Raw genomic sequence first — 15,394 nt, 5'->3', positions numbered from 1 at the left:
CATAACTCAACTGCCATATCCACCGCGTTTTGTGAAGGCGTGGGCACGCCCGCAGGCAGATCCACGCGTCGCACAGCGCCATAGCGGTGCCGTCATGCCTCTTGTGCAAGCAACGCCTGGCGGTCATCAAACCCCCATGACTGAAATCCGCTTTCCCTTCCCCGATCCCCCTGAACCCGGCTCTGCGACCGAGGTCGCGCCCGGTATCCTGTGGCTGCGGCTGCCGCTGCCCTGGGCGCTGGATCATGTGAATGTCTATGCGCTGGACGAGGGCGATGGCTGGACGCTGATCGATACCGGCCTGCATTCGCGCCGCGCCGTGGCGGGCTGGCAGGCGCTGCTGGCGGGGCCTCTGGCCGGGCGTCCGGTGCGCCGGGTGATCGGCACCCATCACCACCCCGATCATATCGGCATGGCGGGCTGGTTCATGGCCCAGGGGGCCGAGCTGATGATGACCCGCACCGCCTGGCTTTACGCGCGGATGCTGCTGCTAAGCCAGGAAGAGCGCCCCTCGCCCGAGGCCGTCACCTTCTGGCGCCGCACGGGCCTGCCCCAGCCCGAGATCACCCGCCGCATGGGCGAGCGCCCCTTCAACGCCTCTGACTGCGTGGCGCCCTTGCCGCTGGGCTATACCCGCCTGCAAGAGGGGCAGCGCCTGCGCATGGCCGGGCGCGACTGGCAGATCCGCATCGGTCACGGCCATGCCCCCGCCCATGCCACATTCTGGAGCGATGATCTCGTGCTGGGCGGCGATCAGCTTTTGCCCGGCATCTCGGCCAATATCGGCGTCTACCCGGCCGAGCCAGAGGCCGATCCGCTGGCGGAATGGCTGGAAAGCTGCACCCGGTTTAGGGCCTTTGCCAATGACCGCCAGCTGGTGCTGCCCGGCCATAAACTGCCCTTCACGGGCCTGCCCTTCCGGCTGCAGCAGATGGTGGCGAACCACCTCTCGGGGCTGGACAGGCTGCGCGATCATCTGGCCGCGCCACGCCGCGCCTTTGACTGTTTCCCCGCGCTTTTCCGCCGCCAGATCGGCCAGGCCGAGCAGGGCCTGGCACTGGCAGAGACGGTTGCACATCTGAACCATCTCTTGCACCGGGGCGAGGTTTCCCGTTCTCTCGACCCGGATGGCGCATGGATATGGCAGCAAAAATGAGCAAAACGTCAAAAGCAGTGGCAACCGGCAAAGCCGCGGCCCCGCCCGCAAAAGCCGCGGCTGAGGTGCCTGAGAAATCGCCCGCCGAATCCGCCTGCGAGCGGATCGTCCTTTATATCCGCCATTTTGAAAGCCAGCTTGACCAGGATCATGAGGTCGCCATGGGCTTTACCGGCAGCCAGGCCGGGGTGCTCAGGATCGAGGGGCTTGGCTTTTCCGACCCCGATCTGCTGACCTTTTACGGCCAGGATGAAAGCGGGCTGAAAACACAGATGGTGCAGCATGTCAGCCAGCTTTCGGTCCTGCTGCGGGCGGTGCCCAAAGCCACCCCCGAAGAGCCGCCGCTGCGCATCGGCTTTCAGCTTTTGCGTGGCTGGGGCGGCGGCGAATCCGGCGACGGCTCGGTCTGAGCCGCAGCAGAGCAACAGTGAAGCCACCGTGGGGCCATATACTGGGGCCGCAGTGATCCCGAAGCCGGGGGGAAATTCCGGTCCCCCCCCGCCCAACAGGTGACAGCGGCGGTTGAATCGGCTAACAGGCTGAAAAGCGATCATCAGCGGGATATATGAAGAATGGCTGAACACAATCACGGTGACTATCAGGCGGGCAGCATGGACATCCGCGCCCAGGAAAAAACCTTCGCAGGTTTTATCGGCCTGGTGAAATGGAGCCTTGTTGCGATCATCGTCGCCCTGGTTTTCGTCGGCCTGTCCGGCGCCTGAGCCTCAGCTTCATAACGGGGGCCCGGTGATCTTTTGACGATCCGGGTCTGGAGATCGCCCGATGTTTCGTATGCTTGCTGCGCTCGCAGTTTCTCTGTTGTTGTCCGCCTGCGCAGAATCGATCTGGGCCAGTGATGAAGAGATTGCCCGCGCCACCTATGTTGCCGGGCCGCCGCCTGCGATCACGCTGTTCACCACCATCAATGACCGCAATGGCAGCGGCGCGCATTCGGCGCTGTTGATCAATGGCTCGCAGCGCGTGCTCTTCGACCCGGCGGGCACCTTCAGCCATCCCCGCTCGCCCGAGCGTGACGATGTGCATTTCGGCATGAGCGACCGGCTGGTGAACTTCTACCTCGACTACCACGCCCGCGACGGCGATGGAGAGCAGTTCCACGTGATCGAGCAAAAGCTGCTGCTCTCGCCCGAGGTGGCCGAGATGATCTTGCAAAAAGCGCTGCAAAACGGCGCGGTGCCAAAGGCGCATTGTGCCAATTCGATCTCTGGCCTGCTGCGCGGTGTGCCTGGCTTCGAGGGCCTGTCGCGGACCTGGTTCCCGAAAAAACTGGCCGCCGATTTCGGCAAGCTGCCGGGCGTGCAGGAACGTATCGTGACTGAGGAAAACGACAATCCGGGCGAAGGCCACGGCGTTGTTTTGATTAACAAAAAGGGTGACCGCGTCAATTAAGCGGCATAAGGGCCGCAGCGATAGCGGCCCTTTCCGTCTGCTTTGGTCTTCCATCCGAACGAAAGGCCCCTGGCGTGAGCGTGATGGCTGTCATACTTGCCGGAGGTGAGGGCCGCCGGATGGGCGGCGCCGATAAGGCGCACCTCATGCTGGCCGGAAGGCCGCTGATTTCCCATGTGATCGCAAGGCTTTCGCCGCAAATCAGCGCCGCCTGGGCCGATCCTGCATCCGCCGATGCCGATCCGGACCCCGCCTGCCGTATAATGATTTCCGCCAATGGCGATCCCGCACGTTTTTCATCAACAGGCCTAAAGGTGCTGGCGGATGAGGCCTCTTATGGGCCGCTTTCCGGGATCCTCAGCGGTTTGCGGGCGGCTCAGGCGGCCGGGGCAGCGGCGGTGATCTCAACCCCGGTTGATGCGCCCTTTCTGCCGGATACCCTTGTCAGCGCCCTGATGGCAGCCGTCCAAAGCCCCGCAGGAAGCACGAAGGACGCGGCGTTTCTTCACCCCACATTTGCACGGGCGGGCGGGCGGGATCACAATGCCTCGGCGCTTTGGCCTGTGGCGCTGGCCGACCCGCTCGCGGCTTTTCTTGCCTCTGGCGCAAAGCCGAAGATCGCCGATTTCGCCGCCATGCATGGGGCGGTGGCGGTGGATTTCCCTGATCCCGAGGGTTTTGCGAACCTGAACCGCCCCGAGGACCTGGCCCGCGCCGAATCCCGTATGTCCGCAGATCAGGTGGGCCGATCATGAGGGTCTATGGCGTAATCGGCTGGCAAAACAGCGGCAAGACGACCCTGATGGAACGCCTTGTCACGGATATCACCGGGCGCGGGCTAAGCGTCTCGACCGTCAAACACGTCCATCACGATGTCGATCTCGACCAGCCCGGCAAGGACACCTGGCGCCATCGTCAGGCGGGCGCGTCCGAGGTGGTGCTGGCCTCGGCCAACCGCTTTGCCATCCTGCGCGAACATCGCGGGCCAGAGCCCGATCTGGCCGAAGTACTGGCGCGGCTGGCCCCCGTCGATCTGGTGCTGGTCGAGGGCTATAAGCGCGACGCCCATCCAAAGATCGAGGTCTGGCGCCAGGGCGTGAGCGACCGCCCGATGATCCAGCCCGGCGATCCGCTGGTGCGGGCGGTGGCCTCGGATGCGCCCCTGCCAGGGCTTTCTGTGCCCAGGCTGGACCTGAATGACCCGGGCGCGATTGCCGATTTCATCCTGAAGGAAACCGGCCTTGTTCGCTGACACCGCCGCTGCCCCCTTCTCAATCCGGCGCGGCTTTCCGATGGATCAGCGCGAAGAGGCCGCCCGCATCTACTGGCAGGCCTTTGGCGGCAAGCTGAGCCGGGTCATGGGGCCCGATGCGCGCGCGCTGGCCTTTCTGAACCGCGGCCTGCGGCCCGATCACTGCTTTGCCGCGATGGACTGGCAGGGCAGGCTGGTCGGGCTGGCGGGGTATAAATCGGTGCAGGGCAGCTTTTCGGGCGGCACGCGCAGCGATCTGCGCCGGGCCTATGGCCGCTTTGGCTCGGCCTGGCGGGCGGGTCTGCTGCGGCTGCTCAGCAATGAGGTCGACAATGAACGCTTTCTTATCGACGGCATCGCAGTCTCGCCTGCGGCCCGCGGCAAAGGCATCGGCACCGCGCTGATCAACGCGCTTTGTGATGAGGCCCTGCGGCGCGGCTACAGAGAGGCACGCCTTGAGGTGATCGACGGCAATCCCCGCGCCCGCGCCCTTTATGAGCGCCAGGGCTTTGTCGCCACCCATACCGATCGGCTGGGCCTTTTGCGCTATGCCTTTGGCTTTGATGCGGCGACCACGATGATCAGGGTGCTTGGCCAGCCCGATATCTGAGCCGCGCCTGATCCCTGATCAGTCAAACACCCCGGCCACCCGGCCCAGCACCATAAAGGCGCGGGCGGTGCGGGTATCGGCGAAATGGATCAGCTCATTGTCGCTGGCATTTTGTTCAAACACCTGGAAAACGCGATCAAACGTGCGCAGGAAGTGATGGGCCGCGTCACGGAAAATCGTGTCTTCGCGCAGCCGTCCGGCCGCCAGCGCCAGCGAGGCGCGGTCACGGATGCCGCCAATCGGCGCGACGCCCCGGCCCCGCTCTCCTGCAGCAAAGCGACGCCAGATGTCGGGGTGGCACAGCTCGGGCTTGAGGTCATCCATATAGATGCCCTCCTGGCTGAGCAGCGTCAGCACATCCTGCGCCGCCCGGATCAGGCGCGCGATCTCACGATCCTCCAGCGCCAGGCGCAGGGCGCGAAAGCCCGCCTTATCCTCGGGGCTTTCGGGAAATTGCAGCGCGGTGATGAAATCCTCAATCGACAGCGGCGCGCGATTGCTGTCAGCGGGCGTGCCAAGCGCCAGAGCGGGCTGCTCGGCCTCGGGCTCTTCGCGCGGTGGCGTCAATGCAGCCTTGCGATCAGCCGATGGCACCGACAAGGCCTGATCACGGCGCGAGGAAAAGGTGGCGGTGGCATTCCCGGCGCCTGATGTGCCACCCCCTGATGTGCCACCCGATGTGCCCGCTGATCCGCCCCCTGACAGGGTTTGCGGCGCGCCCTGCGCCGCATGCCCCGATGCAAGCCCCGCAGCCCCCGCAAGATCGCTGCGCCCCATGGCTGCGCGAATCTCTCCCTGCGTTTCTGAGAAAGAGCCACGCATCGCCTCGATTGCGGCATGCAGGCTGGCGGCTTCGGTCCGCAGCTCGGCCACCGAGCGCAGCGTGATCACCGCCACCCAGATCAGCACCAGCGGCAGGAACAGAATCAACAGGGTGAGAACCAGGCCCAGCCTCTCCGAATCACCCCCCGGAGAAGAGGTAAAGACCCAGGCCAGCACCGCCACCACCCAGATCCCTGAAACCACACCGGCGGCGATCTCTGTCACCGGCGAAAGCCCCAGGCGCCGGGCCAGCCGGGAGCCCGCCCCGCCTTCGGGTTCAGCCGCCAAATAGCCTTGCGCGGGCTTTCTCATCGTCGGGATCTCTTCCGCCATTGCCAGTCGGGTCTCAGATCCGGGGTTACAGATCTGAGGCTAAAGGGTTCTTTATCCGCTCAGATATACCGCACCGAGAGGATTTCGTAGCTTTTCTGGCCACCGGGCGTGGTCACTTCCACGCTATCGCCCGCCTCTTTGCCGATCAGCGCCCGCGCAATCGGTGAGCGCAGGTTCAAAAGCCCGGCCTCGATATTGGCCTCGACCTCGCCGACAATCTGCCAGGTCTTTTCCTCATCGCTGTCCTCATCGACCACCGTCACCGTGGCGCCGAATTTGATCGGCCCCGACAGTTGCGTCGGATCGATCACATCAGCCAGCGAGATAATGCCCTCAAGCTCTTTGATCCGGCCCTCGATAAAGCCCTGCTTTTCACGCGCGGCGTGATATTCGGCATTTTCCGACAGGTCGCCATGGGCGCGGGCCTCGGCAATATCGCGGATGATCGCGGGCCGCGCCTCGGTCTTCAGCTGCCTGAGCTCTTCGTCCAGCCTGTCAAAGCCACGCCGGGTTACCGGAATTTTTTCCATATCTTTGTCGTCACTTTAAAAAAACAGAAGCCACGATCCGGTCGCCCGGGTCATGACTTCGCGCCTCGTGTTCCGGTAACCTCACCCCATGGGCGCACAAAAAGCAAGAGCCATGGCGCATGGCCGCGCACTGTGGTCGTTTAACGGCAAGAATCTTACCCATGACACGGGCGCAATGGCGGTGATGTTGCGTCAAGGTTGACGTGCGCCTGCCCTTAGGGCAATCACAAATCGCCCGCATGGGGCCATCAGACACAAAGTCCAAGCCAAAGTATGCGGTGCCAACAGGCCGCAGCCAGGAGCGAGAAAGAAGCCGATGACCGAGCCCAGCACCGAGCCCAGCACTGCGATCACCCGCGAGTCGATGGAATATGACGTTGTGATCGTTGGCGCGGGGCCCTCGGGCCTCTCGGCCGCGATCCGGCTGAAACAGCTGGACCCCGATCTCAGCGTGGTGGTGCTGGAAAAGGGCTCTGAGGTCGGCGCGCATATCCTTTCCGGCGCGGTTCTGGACCCGGTCGGCCTGGACGCGCTGCTGCCCGACTGGCGGACCATGGATGCGCCGATCAAAGTTCCGGTCAAAGAGGATAACTTCTACATCCTTGGCGCGGCAGGGAAAATTCGGGTGCCGAATTTCCCGATGCCGCCTTTGATGAACAATCACGGCAATTACATCGTCTCGATGGCGAATGTCTGCCGCTGGATGGCCGGCGTGGCCGAGGGGCTGGGCGTCGAGATTTTCCCCGGCATGGCCTGTTCGCAGCTGGTCTGGACCAAAGACGAAAACGGCGAACGCGTTGCGGGCGTGGTCGCAGGCGAGTTTGGGCTTGACCCGGAAACCGCCCTGCCCGGCCCCGCCTATGAGCCCGGGATGGAGCTGCGCGGCAAATATGTCTTCCTCTCCGAAGGCGTGCGCGGCAGCCTCGCCAAAGAGGTGATCCAGAAATTCAACCTCTCCGAGGGGCATGAGCCGCAAAAGTTCGGCCTCGGCATGAAAGAGATCTGGGAGATTGATCCCGAAAAGCACCGCGAGGGCACGGTCACCCATACGATGGGCTGGCCGCTGGGCGGCAATGCAGGCGGCGGATCCTTCATCTATCACCTTGAAAACAATCAGGTCTATGTCGGTTTCGTGGTTCACCTGAACTACAAGAACCCCCATCTCTACCCCTATATGGAATTCCAGCGCTTCAAGCATCACCCGATGGTGGCGGAACTGCTGAAAGGCGGCAAACGCGTGGCTTATGGTGCGCGTGCGATCTCGGAAGGTGGCTTCCAGTCGATCCCGAAAATGGTGGCGCCGGGTGTGGCGCTGCTGGGCTGCTCGGCGGGCCTCGTGAACGTGCCCCGCATCAAGGGCAACCACAATGCGATGCTCTCGGGAAAAGCCGCCGCAGAAGCCGCGCATGCGGCGATCAAGGCGGGGCGCCAGGGCGATGAGCTTACCGATTACGAGACGGAGGTGCGGGCCGGCGCCATCGGCCAGGATCTGAAAAAGGTCCGCAACATGAAGCCGATCTGGTCGAAATGGGGCCTGACCGCCAGCCTGATGCTGGGCGGCCTCGACCTCTGGACCAACACGCTTGGCTTTTCCTTCTTCGGCACCCTCAAACATGGTAAAACCGACGCTGCGGCGACCGGAAAGGCAAAAGATTACAAGAAGATCGACTATCCGAAACCGGATGGTGTTCTGTCTTTCGACCGCCTGACCAATGTCTCTTACAGCTTCACCAACCATGACGAACAACAGCCCGCCCACCTGCGGCTGAAAGATCCTGCCATCCCGATCAGCGTCAACCTGCCCGAATATGACGAGCCCGCGCAGCGCTATTGCCCGGCAGGCGTCTATGAGGTGTTGGGCGAAGGGGCAGAGGCCAGTTTCCGCATCAACTTCCAGAACTGCGTCCATTGCAAAACCTGCGACATCAAAGACCCGTCGCAAAACATCAACTGGACCACACCGATGGGCGGCGGCGGGCCGAATTACCCGAATATGTGACATGCCGGAAGCTCTCCGGAACACCGCGAACCAGACCGGGCACGACAGCACCGGGCGGGGCAGAACCGGGCGGGGCAGACCAGAAAGGCCAGGCAAGGCAGATCAGGCGAGGCAGGAATCCTCGTCTGGCCTGCAAGCTGAGCGCCGTCTCACGAAGAGTTCACCCCGCCACAGGCCCGCATTGCAGATCCCCACCGCGATCTGTGCCGCGCCGCATTGCGTGTGGCAAAACGGGGCGTTAGCTTCTCTCCCAGCACGGGCGCATCTGTAAGCCCCGGCAAAGGCTGGGGCCTGGCGAAAGCCACCCGGCCTGTCGCAGTCCAGGGAGTATTCCGCCATGACCCGTTCTCTCCTCACGCTGACAACGGCGCTTGGCCTGACACTTTTTGCGATGCTGCCGCTCTCCGCCCAGGAAAATCAGCCGCAGGTCGCAGACCAGACCGCAGACCAGACCGCAGCGGCAGATGCCGCCCCCGCCCCGGTGCAGCCGACTGATTCCGGTGCCTTCCTCGCCGCCCGCAACGCCGAAACCGCAGGCGATTTCCGCGCCGCTGCCGCATGGTTCAGCCAGGCCCTGACCGAGGATCCTGACAACGCGCTTTTGATGGATGGCACCATTTTCGCCCAGCTCAGCCTTGGCAATATCGACGGGGCCGCAGTGGTCGCCGCGCATCGCAAGGCGCTTGCCACCCCGGACGAGGAAACCCAGCTCGCCGATCTCGCGCTGATCTCGCAGGATGCGATCAAAGGCGATTTCACGGCGGTGACCACCGCACTGGATGCCGGGCAGTCAGTCGGCCCGCTGGTCGACGGACTGGCCCGCGCCTGGGCCGATTTCGGCGAAGGCAATATGACCGAGGCCGTGACCGAATTCGACAAAATCGCCGCAACCCGCGGGCTTGAGGCGCATGGCCTTTACCACAAGGCGCTGGCTTTCGCGCTGGCGGGCGACTTTGAGGGCGCCGACAAAGCGCTTTCAACCCAGGGCCTGGGTCTGAACCGGCGCGGCGTGCTGGCACATGTGCAGATCCTCTCGCAGCTTGAGCGCAATCAGGATGCCATCGCGCTGATCGACCGCACCTGGGCCAATGGCTCAGAGCCGGTGGCCGATGCCCTGCGCGCCCGGCTTGAGGCGGGCGAGACGATCCCCTTTGACACCATCAAAGACGCCCGTGAGGGCATGGCAGAGGTATTCTGGTCGCTCGCCACCCTGCTCAATGGCGAGGCCGATCCCGCCTTTGTGCAGCTGAACTGCCGCATCGCGGTGGCGCTGAAACCCGATCATGACGATGCGATTTTGCTGGGCGCGGCCATGCTGGAAGAGCAGGGTCAATATGATCTGGCCGAGGAAACCTATTCCGGTTTCGCACCCGACCACCCCTCCTGGTACAACGCACAGCTGGGCCGGGCGGCCGCGCTTTATGCGGCAGGTCGTGCAGATGCCGCGATCGAGGCGCTGCAGGATCTGACCAAAAGCCATGGCGATATGCTGGTCGTTCAGGCCGCGCTTGGCGACACGCTCCGGCGTGAGGAACGCTGGGCCGAGGCGGAGACCGCCTATGACGCGGCCATCGCGCTTTTGCCCGCCAACCCGCCGCGCGGCAGCTGGGTTCTGTATTTCAGCCGCGCCATCACCAAAGAGCGGCAGCAGCGCTATGACGAATCCGATCTCGATTTCCGCAAATCGCTTGAGATCAACCCCGGCCAGCCCGAGGTTCTGAATTACCTGGGCTATAGCCTGCTTGAGCGCCGGCAGAACCTGGATGAGGCGCTGCAGCTGATCGAAGAGGCCGTCGCCGCCGCCCCCGATGCGGGCTATATCCTCGACAGCCTGGCCTGGGCCTATTTCACCCTGGGCCGTTACGAAGAGGCGCTGGCCCCGATGGAGCGGGCCTCGCTGCTGGAGCCGGTCGAGCCGGTGATCACCGACCATCTGGGTGATGTCTACTGGATGAACGGCCGCAAGCGCGAGGCGGAATTCCAGTGGCACCGGGCGCTGTCTTACGGGCCGGAAGAAAAAGACGCGACCCGTATCCGCCGCAAGCTGGAGATCGGGCTGGATGCGACCCTTGCCGAAGAGGGAACCACGCCCGCCGCCGCCATCCCGGCCCCACCCCAGGCCCCGGCTGCGCCCACCGATCCCCGGCCCGAAATCCTGCCCGAAATCCTGCCTGAGGCCGCGCCAGAGGTAGCACCGGACGCCCCGACAGAGCCTGCCGCGCCCGCAGAACAAAGCCCTGATGACACGGATGATGACCCTGCTGCAGACTGACGCAATCGCAGAATTTGCGCCCGCCAAGATCAATCTTTGCCTGCACGTCACCGGGCAAAGGGCGGATGGCTACCACCTGCTCGACAGTATTGTGGCCTTTGCCAATATCGGCGACCGGCTTTGGCTGCGGCCCTCACAAGAGCTGGCGCTGACCCTGGAAGGGCCTTTCGGGCCAAAACTGCCCTCAGGCGCCGACAACCTGGTTTTGCAGGCCGCCAAAGCCGTGATGCCAGGGGTTACGGGCCGCTTCACGCTGGAAAAGCACCTGCCCCCTGCCTCTGGTATCGGCGGCGGCTCCTCTGATGCGGCGGCGGCAATACGGGCGGTGCTGCGTCTGACGGGCATGCCGCCCCCGGCGGATCTGGCGCAGCGGGCGGCCGCACTTGGCGCGGATGTGCCGGTCTGCCTCAGCCCGGGGCCTGTGCGTATGCGCGGCGTCGGCGAACACCTGGAGCCGCTGATCTCTTTCCCCGAATGCGGCGTCGTTCTGGTCAATCCAGGCGTCGAGGTGGCAACGCCCGCCGTGTTCCGCGCCCTGCCCGAGAAAAACCATCCGCCTTTGCCCAAAACCCTGCCCCATTGGCCCGACCCCGCCGCGCTGGCCACCTGGCTGGGCGGGCAGCGCAATGACCTCGAAGCCCCCGCCAGCGCTATCGCGCCCGTCATCCGTGATGTGCTTTGCGCTTTGCGCGCGCAGCCACAGACGCTGATTGCCCGCATGTCCGGCTCTGGTGCGACATGTTTCGCGCTTTTCCAGGACGAGGCCCGCGCCGCAGCTGCGGCACATGCTTTGCAGATCCGCCAGCCGGGCTGGTGGATCGCGCCGGGCCGCCTCATCGGCTAAGGTCGCCATTGCAGTCGCTGCGAATAGCAGAGACAAAGAGGCAGACATTCCGAAGGAGCCAGAGATGTCAGAGCAGAAAGTCCTGGTGCTGACCGGCGCCTCACGCGGCATCGGACACGCAACTGTTAAGCGTTTTTCATCCGAAGGCTGGCGGGTTCTGACCTGTTCGCGCCAACCCTTTGACCCGCGTTGCCCCTGGCCCGACGCCGAGGCGAACCATATCGAGATCGACCTTGCCGACCCGAATATGACCATCGCCGCGATTGAAAAAATCCGCGAACGGGTGAATGGCCGGGTGCACGCCCTGGTCAATAATGCCGGGATCAGCCCAAAGGGACCAGGAAACGCCAGGCTGAACACGCTGGACACCGATCTGCGGACCTGGGGCCATGTGTTCCACGTCAACTTCTTTGCCAGCGTCATTCTGGCTCGCGGCCTGCGTGAAGAACTGACGGCAACCAAGGGCGCCATCGTAAACGTGACCTCGATTGCAGGCTCGCGTGTTCACCCCTTCGCAGGCGCTGCCTATGCGACCTCAAAAGCCGCCCTGGCCGCGCTGACCCGCGAGATGGCCCATGATTTCGGCCCCCTGGGTGTAAGGGTGAACGCGATCGCCCCCGGTGAGGTCGAAACGTCAATTCTGTCACCGGGCACCGACAAGATTGTCGAAAAACTGCCAATGCAGCGTCTTGGCCAGCCGAAAGAAGTGGCGGACGCCATCTGGTTCCTGTGCTCTGACCAGGCCAGCTATATCTCCGGTGCCGAAATCGAAGTGAACGGTGCCCAGCACGTCTGATATTGGCGTCCGATATTGGCGCGCCGCGAAGCCGGAGTTTTTGAAAACTCCGGCCCGGTTTCTTATAAGAAACCGGCGCCTATTCCAGCGTTGCGATTACGGCGCGAAGGGTCTCTATCCCAAGGCCTTTTTCTGAGCTTGTGACAATCAACTCTGGATAGGCAGCCGGGTGCTTTTGCAACGCTTCTTTAACCTGAGCGATATTGGCGTCCCGGATTTCCTGGTTCACCTTGTCTGCCTTCGTCATAACCACCTGAAAAGTAACGGCGGAACGATCAAGCAAGGACATGATCTCATCATCCACCGCCTTAACGCCATGCCGCGTATCGATCAGAACGAAAGCACGCCGCAGGGTCTGACGGCCTGCCAGATAGGATTTCAGCAGCTCTTGCCACTTGCGCACAATCGCCACCGGTGCCTCGGCAAAACCATAGCCGGGCAGATCGACGAGATAGCGGCTTTCCCCAAGCGCGAAAAAGTTGATCTCCTGGGTGCGGCCAGGCGTATTTGACGCCCGCGCCAGGTTTTTCCGATTGGTCAGCGCGTTGATCAGGCTGGATTTTCCAACGTTCGAACGCCCCGCAAAGCAGATCTCAACGCGATCTGCAGGCGGCAAAGCCGCCATCGTCGTCACGCCTTTGACGAAATCCACCGGGCCCGCGAACAGCAGTCGGCCCGTTTCACGCGCCGGCTCTTCTGCCTCAGGGGCAAGGCTGAAAACCATCGTCATGCAAGCACCTCCACGTGATCGCCCGGGCGAATTTCGCCGCCTTCAAGAACAGTGCCGAATACGCCAAAATCCTGCACGCCGACAGCCTCTTTCAGCGCCTCAAGCGTGTCGACGTCAACTTCACCCGTTTCCGGATTGGCCATGGTCGCCCGGCAACGCCCGACGGGCTCGCAAATTTCAAGCACGACCTCACCGATGCGCAGCCGCCTGCCGATCCAGCCCATCTCTGCCCAGGGCGCAAGGCCGTCAATCCACAGATTGCCGCGCCAGCGATGGATCGACAGATCGCGCCCGACCTTTTCGCCCAGTGCCCGATTTGACGCGAGGTTCTTCACCGAGATGCTGGGAAACGCGGTGTCAGTCATCGCCCGACCGGGCGCACGAACCAGCGATACCGGACGAAAACGTTCCTGCGGGCTGATGGGCCGCACCCACTCGACCAGCCTGTCGCCCTCGGTCTCGGGGTGAAACCTGAGCGGGGCCAGCGCCGGGTGCCGCAGCTCCATGACGCCTGTTCTGTCGTCGAACCGCGCCTCAATTGCCATAAGCGCCGGGCTGCGCGCCGCACGCTGAAAGTTGATGCAGGGCATCCAGGCGGGGGAATCGGCGCTGAACTTTGACAAATCATGCGCCACCGCCCAATGCCTGTCCCAGGGCATAGCCTCGCCCGCGAAGAGCTGAACCGAAGCCAGCTCTTCGCGGCCATGCGCCTTTATCGGATGGCGGAAAATATGGGCAAGGCTGGCGGCCTGGCTCATTTCTTCCCGGTATTTTTCGTGCCTGCCTTTGCAGAAGGTGCTGCATTTGCGTTGGCCGCGGCCTGTTTTTTGCGGAACCCGGATTTGATGTTTCCAAACAGGTCCGGCTTATGCCCATGGCTGCGCATGATCACATATTGCTGCGAGAAGGTGATGATATTGTTGGTAATCCAATACACCACCAGCCCCGAGGCAAAACCGCCCAGCATGAACATGAATACCCAGGGCATCCAGGCAAAAATCGAGGCCTGCACCGGGTCAGCGGGGGCCGGATTCAGCTTTTGCTGCAGCCACATCGAAACGCCCAGCAGGATTGGCAACACGCCAATAAAGACCAGATGAAGCAGCGAGCCGGTTGCGGGTGCCGCCCAGGGCAGCGCGCCGAACAGGTTGAAAAGCGATGAGGGATCCGGCACCGAAAGGTCTTTCAGCCAACCGAAGAAAGGGGCCTGGCGCAGCTCGATGGTGACGAAAATCACTTTATACAGCGAGAAGAAAATCGGAATCTGGATCAGGATCGGCAGACAGCCGGCCGCCGGATTGACCTTTTTATCGCGGTAAAGCTGAAGCATTTCCTTTTGCAGCCGCTGTTTGTCTTCGCCAGCACGCTCTTTCAGAGCCTCCATCTCGGGCTGCAGCTCTTTCATCCGCGCCATCGAGACGTAAGATTTATAGGCCAGCGGCAGCACGATCAGCTTCAGCACGAAGGTCAGCGCGATAATTGCCAGACCCATATTGCCGATCAGCCCGTGGATCAGGTGCAGCAGTGCAAAGATCGGTTTGGTCAGGAAGTAGAACCAGCCCCAGTCAATCGAGTCGATAAAGCCAGGGATCGGGGCGCGTGTCTCATCGACCTTGTCACCGAAGAGACGTGCGAAGAAGCCCGGCTCATTCTGATAGTCGCGGATCGCCTCCCATTCCTTGGCACCGGCAAAGAACCGGGTCGAGGTGCTGAGGGTCTCGCCCGGCGTGACAATCGTCAGCGGCTGGCGCGCCTCGGTGAGGTAAAGATTGCTTGCAGGCAGATATTTGGTGACCTGGGTGACCGGCTTGCCCTGCTCGGGCACCAGAACCGACATCCAGTAATGGTCGGTGAAACCAATCCAGCCATCGGTCGTGGCATCGACAACCGAGGCAGGTGCCCCCTCGCGCTCGTTGAGGTCGAGCTCGGTCATATTGTTGTAGGTTGTCTCGGTCAGCTTGCCGTCTGCCCGTGCAATTGCGCCCTCGTGCAGGATGAAGAAGCCTTTCAGGCCCGCGGGTTTGCCGTAGCGGCGAATCTGGCCGTAATGGAACAGGGAAACATCGCCTGCACCGCCGTTGACGACAGAATCTTTGATCGTGAACATGAATTCATCATCGACGGCCAGTTCACGGGTAAAGGTCAGGCCTTTGCTGTTTTCCCAGATCAGGGTCACCGGATTGCCCGGGGAAAGCGTTCCGCCAGATGCAAGCCGCCATTCCGTCTGAGCCCCCGGTACATCTTCGGCAGCCAGCGATCCGCTGCGGCCCCAGCCGAAAAGCGCAAGCCAGGCCCCCTCTTCTCCTTGCGGCGTCAGCAGCCGAACGATCGGAGACGTGGGCTCGATGGCTTCACGGTAGTTTTTCAGGCGCAGATCGTCGATGCGGCCGCCGAGCAGCGAGATGCTGCCCTCCAGCTGCGGCGTATCAACGCGAAGGCGCGGTGCCTCTGGCACAGGTTCCGAAGTGGCCGATCCTTCGGCAACCGGGGTCTCGCCACCTGTCGTTTGCGTTGCGACCGGCGCTTCGGCCTGGACCTCTGGCTCAGGCGGCGGAAAGAGATAGAACCAGACGACTATCACCAAAGCGCTGAGCACCATGGCGAGAATGAGGTTCTTAGAGTTGTTCTCGTCCATATTCT

16 protein-coding genes are annotated in these 15,394 nt (G+C 62.9%); 11 read left to right on the top strand and 5 right to left on the bottom strand.

The annotated features are described in order from the left end of the window. Positions 1-136 precede the first annotated feature (136 nt). The 7 genes from HOY34_RS18840 (at position 137) to HOY34_RS18810 (ending at position 4,428) form a co-directional block, all read left to right on the top strand. The gene (locus HOY34_RS18840) at positions 137-1,156 is read left to right on the top strand and encodes an MBL fold metallo-hydrolase (protein WP_172365718.1); all 1,020 of its coding nucleotides are present in this window, start codon (positions 137-139) and stop codon (positions 1,154-1,156) included. Beyond that, positions 1,153-1,566, top strand: coding sequence for a DUF6173 family protein (locus HOY34_RS18835; RefSeq protein WP_253944548.1), 414 nt, complete (start codon positions 1,153-1,155; stop codon positions 1,564-1,566). Before HOY34_RS18840 ends, HOY34_RS18835 begins: the two co-directional genes overlap by 4 nt. Positions 1,567-1,728: 162 nt before the next feature. Next, a complete protein-coding gene (locus HOY34_RS18830; protein ID WP_172365716.1) occupies positions 1,729-1,878 on the top strand; it encodes an aa3-type cytochrome c oxidase subunit IV in 150 nt (49 codons plus the stop codon). A 61-nt stretch (positions 1,879-1,939) separates the two neighbouring features. Next, complete coding sequence (locus tag HOY34_RS18825) at positions 1,940-2,566, top strand: hypothetical protein (RefSeq protein ID WP_172365714.1); 627 nt, start codon at positions 1,940-1,942, stop codon at positions 2,564-2,566. 83 nt (positions 2,567-2,649) lie between these two features. Continuing rightward, entirely contained in the window at positions 2,650-3,321 is a 672-nt protein-coding gene (gene mobA, locus HOY34_RS18820) for a molybdenum cofactor guanylyltransferase (RefSeq protein WP_216654837.1), read from the top strand. Beyond that, positions 3,318-3,818 carry a molybdopterin-guanine dinucleotide biosynthesis protein B gene (gene mobB, locus HOY34_RS18815; RefSeq protein ID WP_172365710.1) on the top strand — a complete coding sequence of 167 codons (501 nt, stop codon included), beginning with the start codon at positions 3,318-3,320 and terminating at the stop codon, positions 3,816-3,818. The genes mobA and mobB overlap by 4 nt, the downstream gene beginning before the upstream one ends. A 40-nt stretch (positions 3,819-3,858) precedes the next feature. After that, positions 3,859-4,428, top strand: coding sequence for a GNAT family N-acetyltransferase (locus HOY34_RS18810; RefSeq protein WP_172365744.1), 570 nt, complete (start codon positions 3,859-3,861; stop codon positions 4,426-4,428). An 18-nt stretch (positions 4,429-4,446) separates the two neighbouring features. Here the strand turns inward: HOY34_RS18810 and HOY34_RS18805 are convergent, their stop codons facing one another. Together HOY34_RS18805 and greA are read right to left on the bottom strand one after the other, a co-directional pair. Then, positions 4,447-5,562, bottom strand: a complete 1,116-nt coding sequence (locus HOY34_RS18805; protein WP_253944547.1) for a hypothetical protein — start codon at positions 5,560-5,562, stop codon at positions 4,447-4,449. An 80-nt stretch (positions 5,563-5,642) separates the two neighbouring features. Then, positions 5,643-6,113: a transcription elongation factor GreA gene (greA, locus tag HOY34_RS18800; protein WP_172365708.1), complete on the bottom strand. Its 471-nt coding sequence runs from the start codon at positions 6,111-6,113 to the stop codon at positions 5,643-5,645. A gap of 316 nt (positions 6,114-6,429) precedes the next feature. Between greA and HOY34_RS18795 the strand changes: the two genes are divergently transcribed. The 4 genes from HOY34_RS18795 to HOY34_RS18780 all read left to right on the top strand — a co-directional run bounded on the left by HOY34_RS18795 (position 6,430) and on the right by HOY34_RS18780 (position 12,024). Further along, positions 6,430-8,112, top strand: a complete 1,683-nt coding sequence (locus tag HOY34_RS18795) for an electron transfer flavoprotein-ubiquinone oxidoreductase (protein ID WP_253944546.1) — start codon at positions 6,430-6,432, stop codon at positions 8,110-8,112. 337 nt (positions 8,113-8,449) lie between these two features. Continuing rightward, complete coding sequence (locus HOY34_RS18790; RefSeq protein WP_172365706.1) at positions 8,450-10,384, top strand: tetratricopeptide repeat protein; 1,935 nt, start codon at positions 8,450-8,452, stop codon at positions 10,382-10,384. Next, entirely contained in the window at positions 10,365-11,228 is an 864-nt protein-coding gene (locus HOY34_RS18785) for a 4-(cytidine 5'-diphospho)-2-C-methyl-D-erythritol kinase (RefSeq protein WP_172365738.1), read from the top strand. The genes HOY34_RS18790 and HOY34_RS18785 overlap by 20 nt, the downstream gene beginning before the upstream one ends. Positions 11,229-11,292: 64 nt before the next feature. Next, a complete protein-coding gene (locus tag HOY34_RS18780) occupies positions 11,293-12,024 on the top strand; it encodes an SDR family oxidoreductase (RefSeq protein WP_172365704.1) in 732 nt (243 codons plus the stop codon). Positions 12,025-12,103: 79 nt separating this feature from the next. On the opposite strand, the gene yihA is transcribed toward HOY34_RS18780, so the two are convergent. From yihA to yidC, 3 genes are read right to left on the bottom strand one after another with little or no spacing between them, the layout of a single operon-like run. Then, positions 12,104-12,754 carry a ribosome biogenesis GTP-binding protein YihA/YsxC gene (yihA, locus tag HOY34_RS18775; protein ID WP_172365702.1) on the bottom strand — a complete coding sequence of 217 codons (651 nt, stop codon included), beginning with the start codon at positions 12,752-12,754 and terminating at the stop codon, positions 12,104-12,106. After that, positions 12,751-13,512, bottom strand: coding sequence for an MOSC domain-containing protein (locus HOY34_RS18770; protein WP_172365700.1), 762 nt, complete (start codon positions 13,510-13,512; stop codon positions 12,751-12,753). Before HOY34_RS18770 ends, yihA begins: the two co-directional genes overlap by 4 nt. After that, positions 13,509-15,389: a membrane protein insertase YidC gene (yidC, locus tag HOY34_RS18765; protein WP_172365698.1), complete on the bottom strand. Its 1,881-nt coding sequence runs from the start codon at positions 15,387-15,389 to the stop codon at positions 13,509-13,511. Before yidC ends, HOY34_RS18770 begins: the two co-directional genes overlap by 4 nt. Between the last annotated feature and the right edge of the window lie 5 nt (positions 15,390-15,394).

The sequence above is a fragment of the Pseudogemmobacter hezensis genome, assembly GCF_013155295.1.
Taxonomy (GTDB): domain Bacteria; phylum Pseudomonadota; class Alphaproteobacteria; order Rhodobacterales; family Rhodobacteraceae; genus Pseudogemmobacter; species Pseudogemmobacter hezensis.
This window is presented reverse-complemented; position numbering and strand designations above follow the sequence as displayed.

Excerpts from the sequence above, each read along its gene's own strand:
- HOY34_RS18840 (WP_172365718.1), top strand. The coding sequence starts at position 137 with ATGACTGAAATCCGCTTTCCCTTCCCCGATCCCCCTGAACCCGGCTCT.
- HOY34_RS18835 (WP_253944548.1), top strand. The coding sequence starts at position 1,153 with ATGAGCAAAACGTCAAAAGCAGTGGCAACCGGCAAAGCCGCGGCCCCG.
- HOY34_RS18830 (WP_172365716.1), top strand. The coding sequence starts at position 1,729 with ATGGCTGAACACAATCACGGTGACTATCAGGCGGGCAGCATGGACATC.
- HOY34_RS18825 (WP_172365714.1), top strand. The coding sequence starts at position 1,940 with ATGTTTCGTATGCTTGCTGCGCTCGCAGTTTCTCTGTTGTTGTCCGCC.
- mobA (WP_216654837.1), top strand. The coding sequence starts at position 2,650 with ATGGCTGTCATACTTGCCGGAGGTGAGGGCCGCCGGATGGGCGGCGCC.
- mobB (WP_172365710.1), top strand. The coding sequence starts at position 3,318 with ATGAGGGTCTATGGCGTAATCGGCTGGCAAAACAGCGGCAAGACGACC.
- HOY34_RS18810 (WP_172365744.1), top strand. The coding sequence starts at position 3,859 with ATGGATCAGCGCGAAGAGGCCGCCCGCATCTACTGGCAGGCCTTTGGC.
- HOY34_RS18805 (WP_253944547.1), bottom strand. The coding sequence starts at position 5,562 with ATGAGAAAGCCCGCGCAAGGCTATTTGGCGGCTGAACCCGAAGGCGGG.
- greA (WP_172365708.1), bottom strand. The coding sequence starts at position 6,113 with ATGGAAAAAATTCCGGTAACCCGGCGTGGCTTTGACAGGCTGGACGAA.
- HOY34_RS18795 (WP_253944546.1), top strand. The coding sequence starts at position 6,430 with ATGACCGAGCCCAGCACCGAGCCCAGCACTGCGATCACCCGCGAGTCG.
- HOY34_RS18790 (WP_172365706.1), top strand. The coding sequence starts at position 8,450 with ATGACCCGTTCTCTCCTCACGCTGACAACGGCGCTTGGCCTGACACTT.
- HOY34_RS18785 (WP_172365738.1), top strand. The coding sequence starts at position 10,365 with ATGACCCTGCTGCAGACTGACGCAATCGCAGAATTTGCGCCCGCCAAG.
- HOY34_RS18780 (WP_172365704.1), top strand. The coding sequence starts at position 11,293 with ATGTCAGAGCAGAAAGTCCTGGTGCTGACCGGCGCCTCACGCGGCATC.
- yihA (WP_172365702.1), bottom strand. The coding sequence starts at position 12,754 with ATGACGATGGTTTTCAGCCTTGCCCCTGAGGCAGAAGAGCCGGCGCGT.
- HOY34_RS18770 (WP_172365700.1), bottom strand. The coding sequence starts at position 13,512 with ATGAGCCAGGCCGCCAGCCTTGCCCATATTTTCCGCCATCCGATAAAG.
- yidC (WP_172365698.1), bottom strand. The coding sequence starts at position 15,389 with ATGGACGAGAACAACTCTAAGAACCTCATTCTCGCCATGGTGCTCAGC.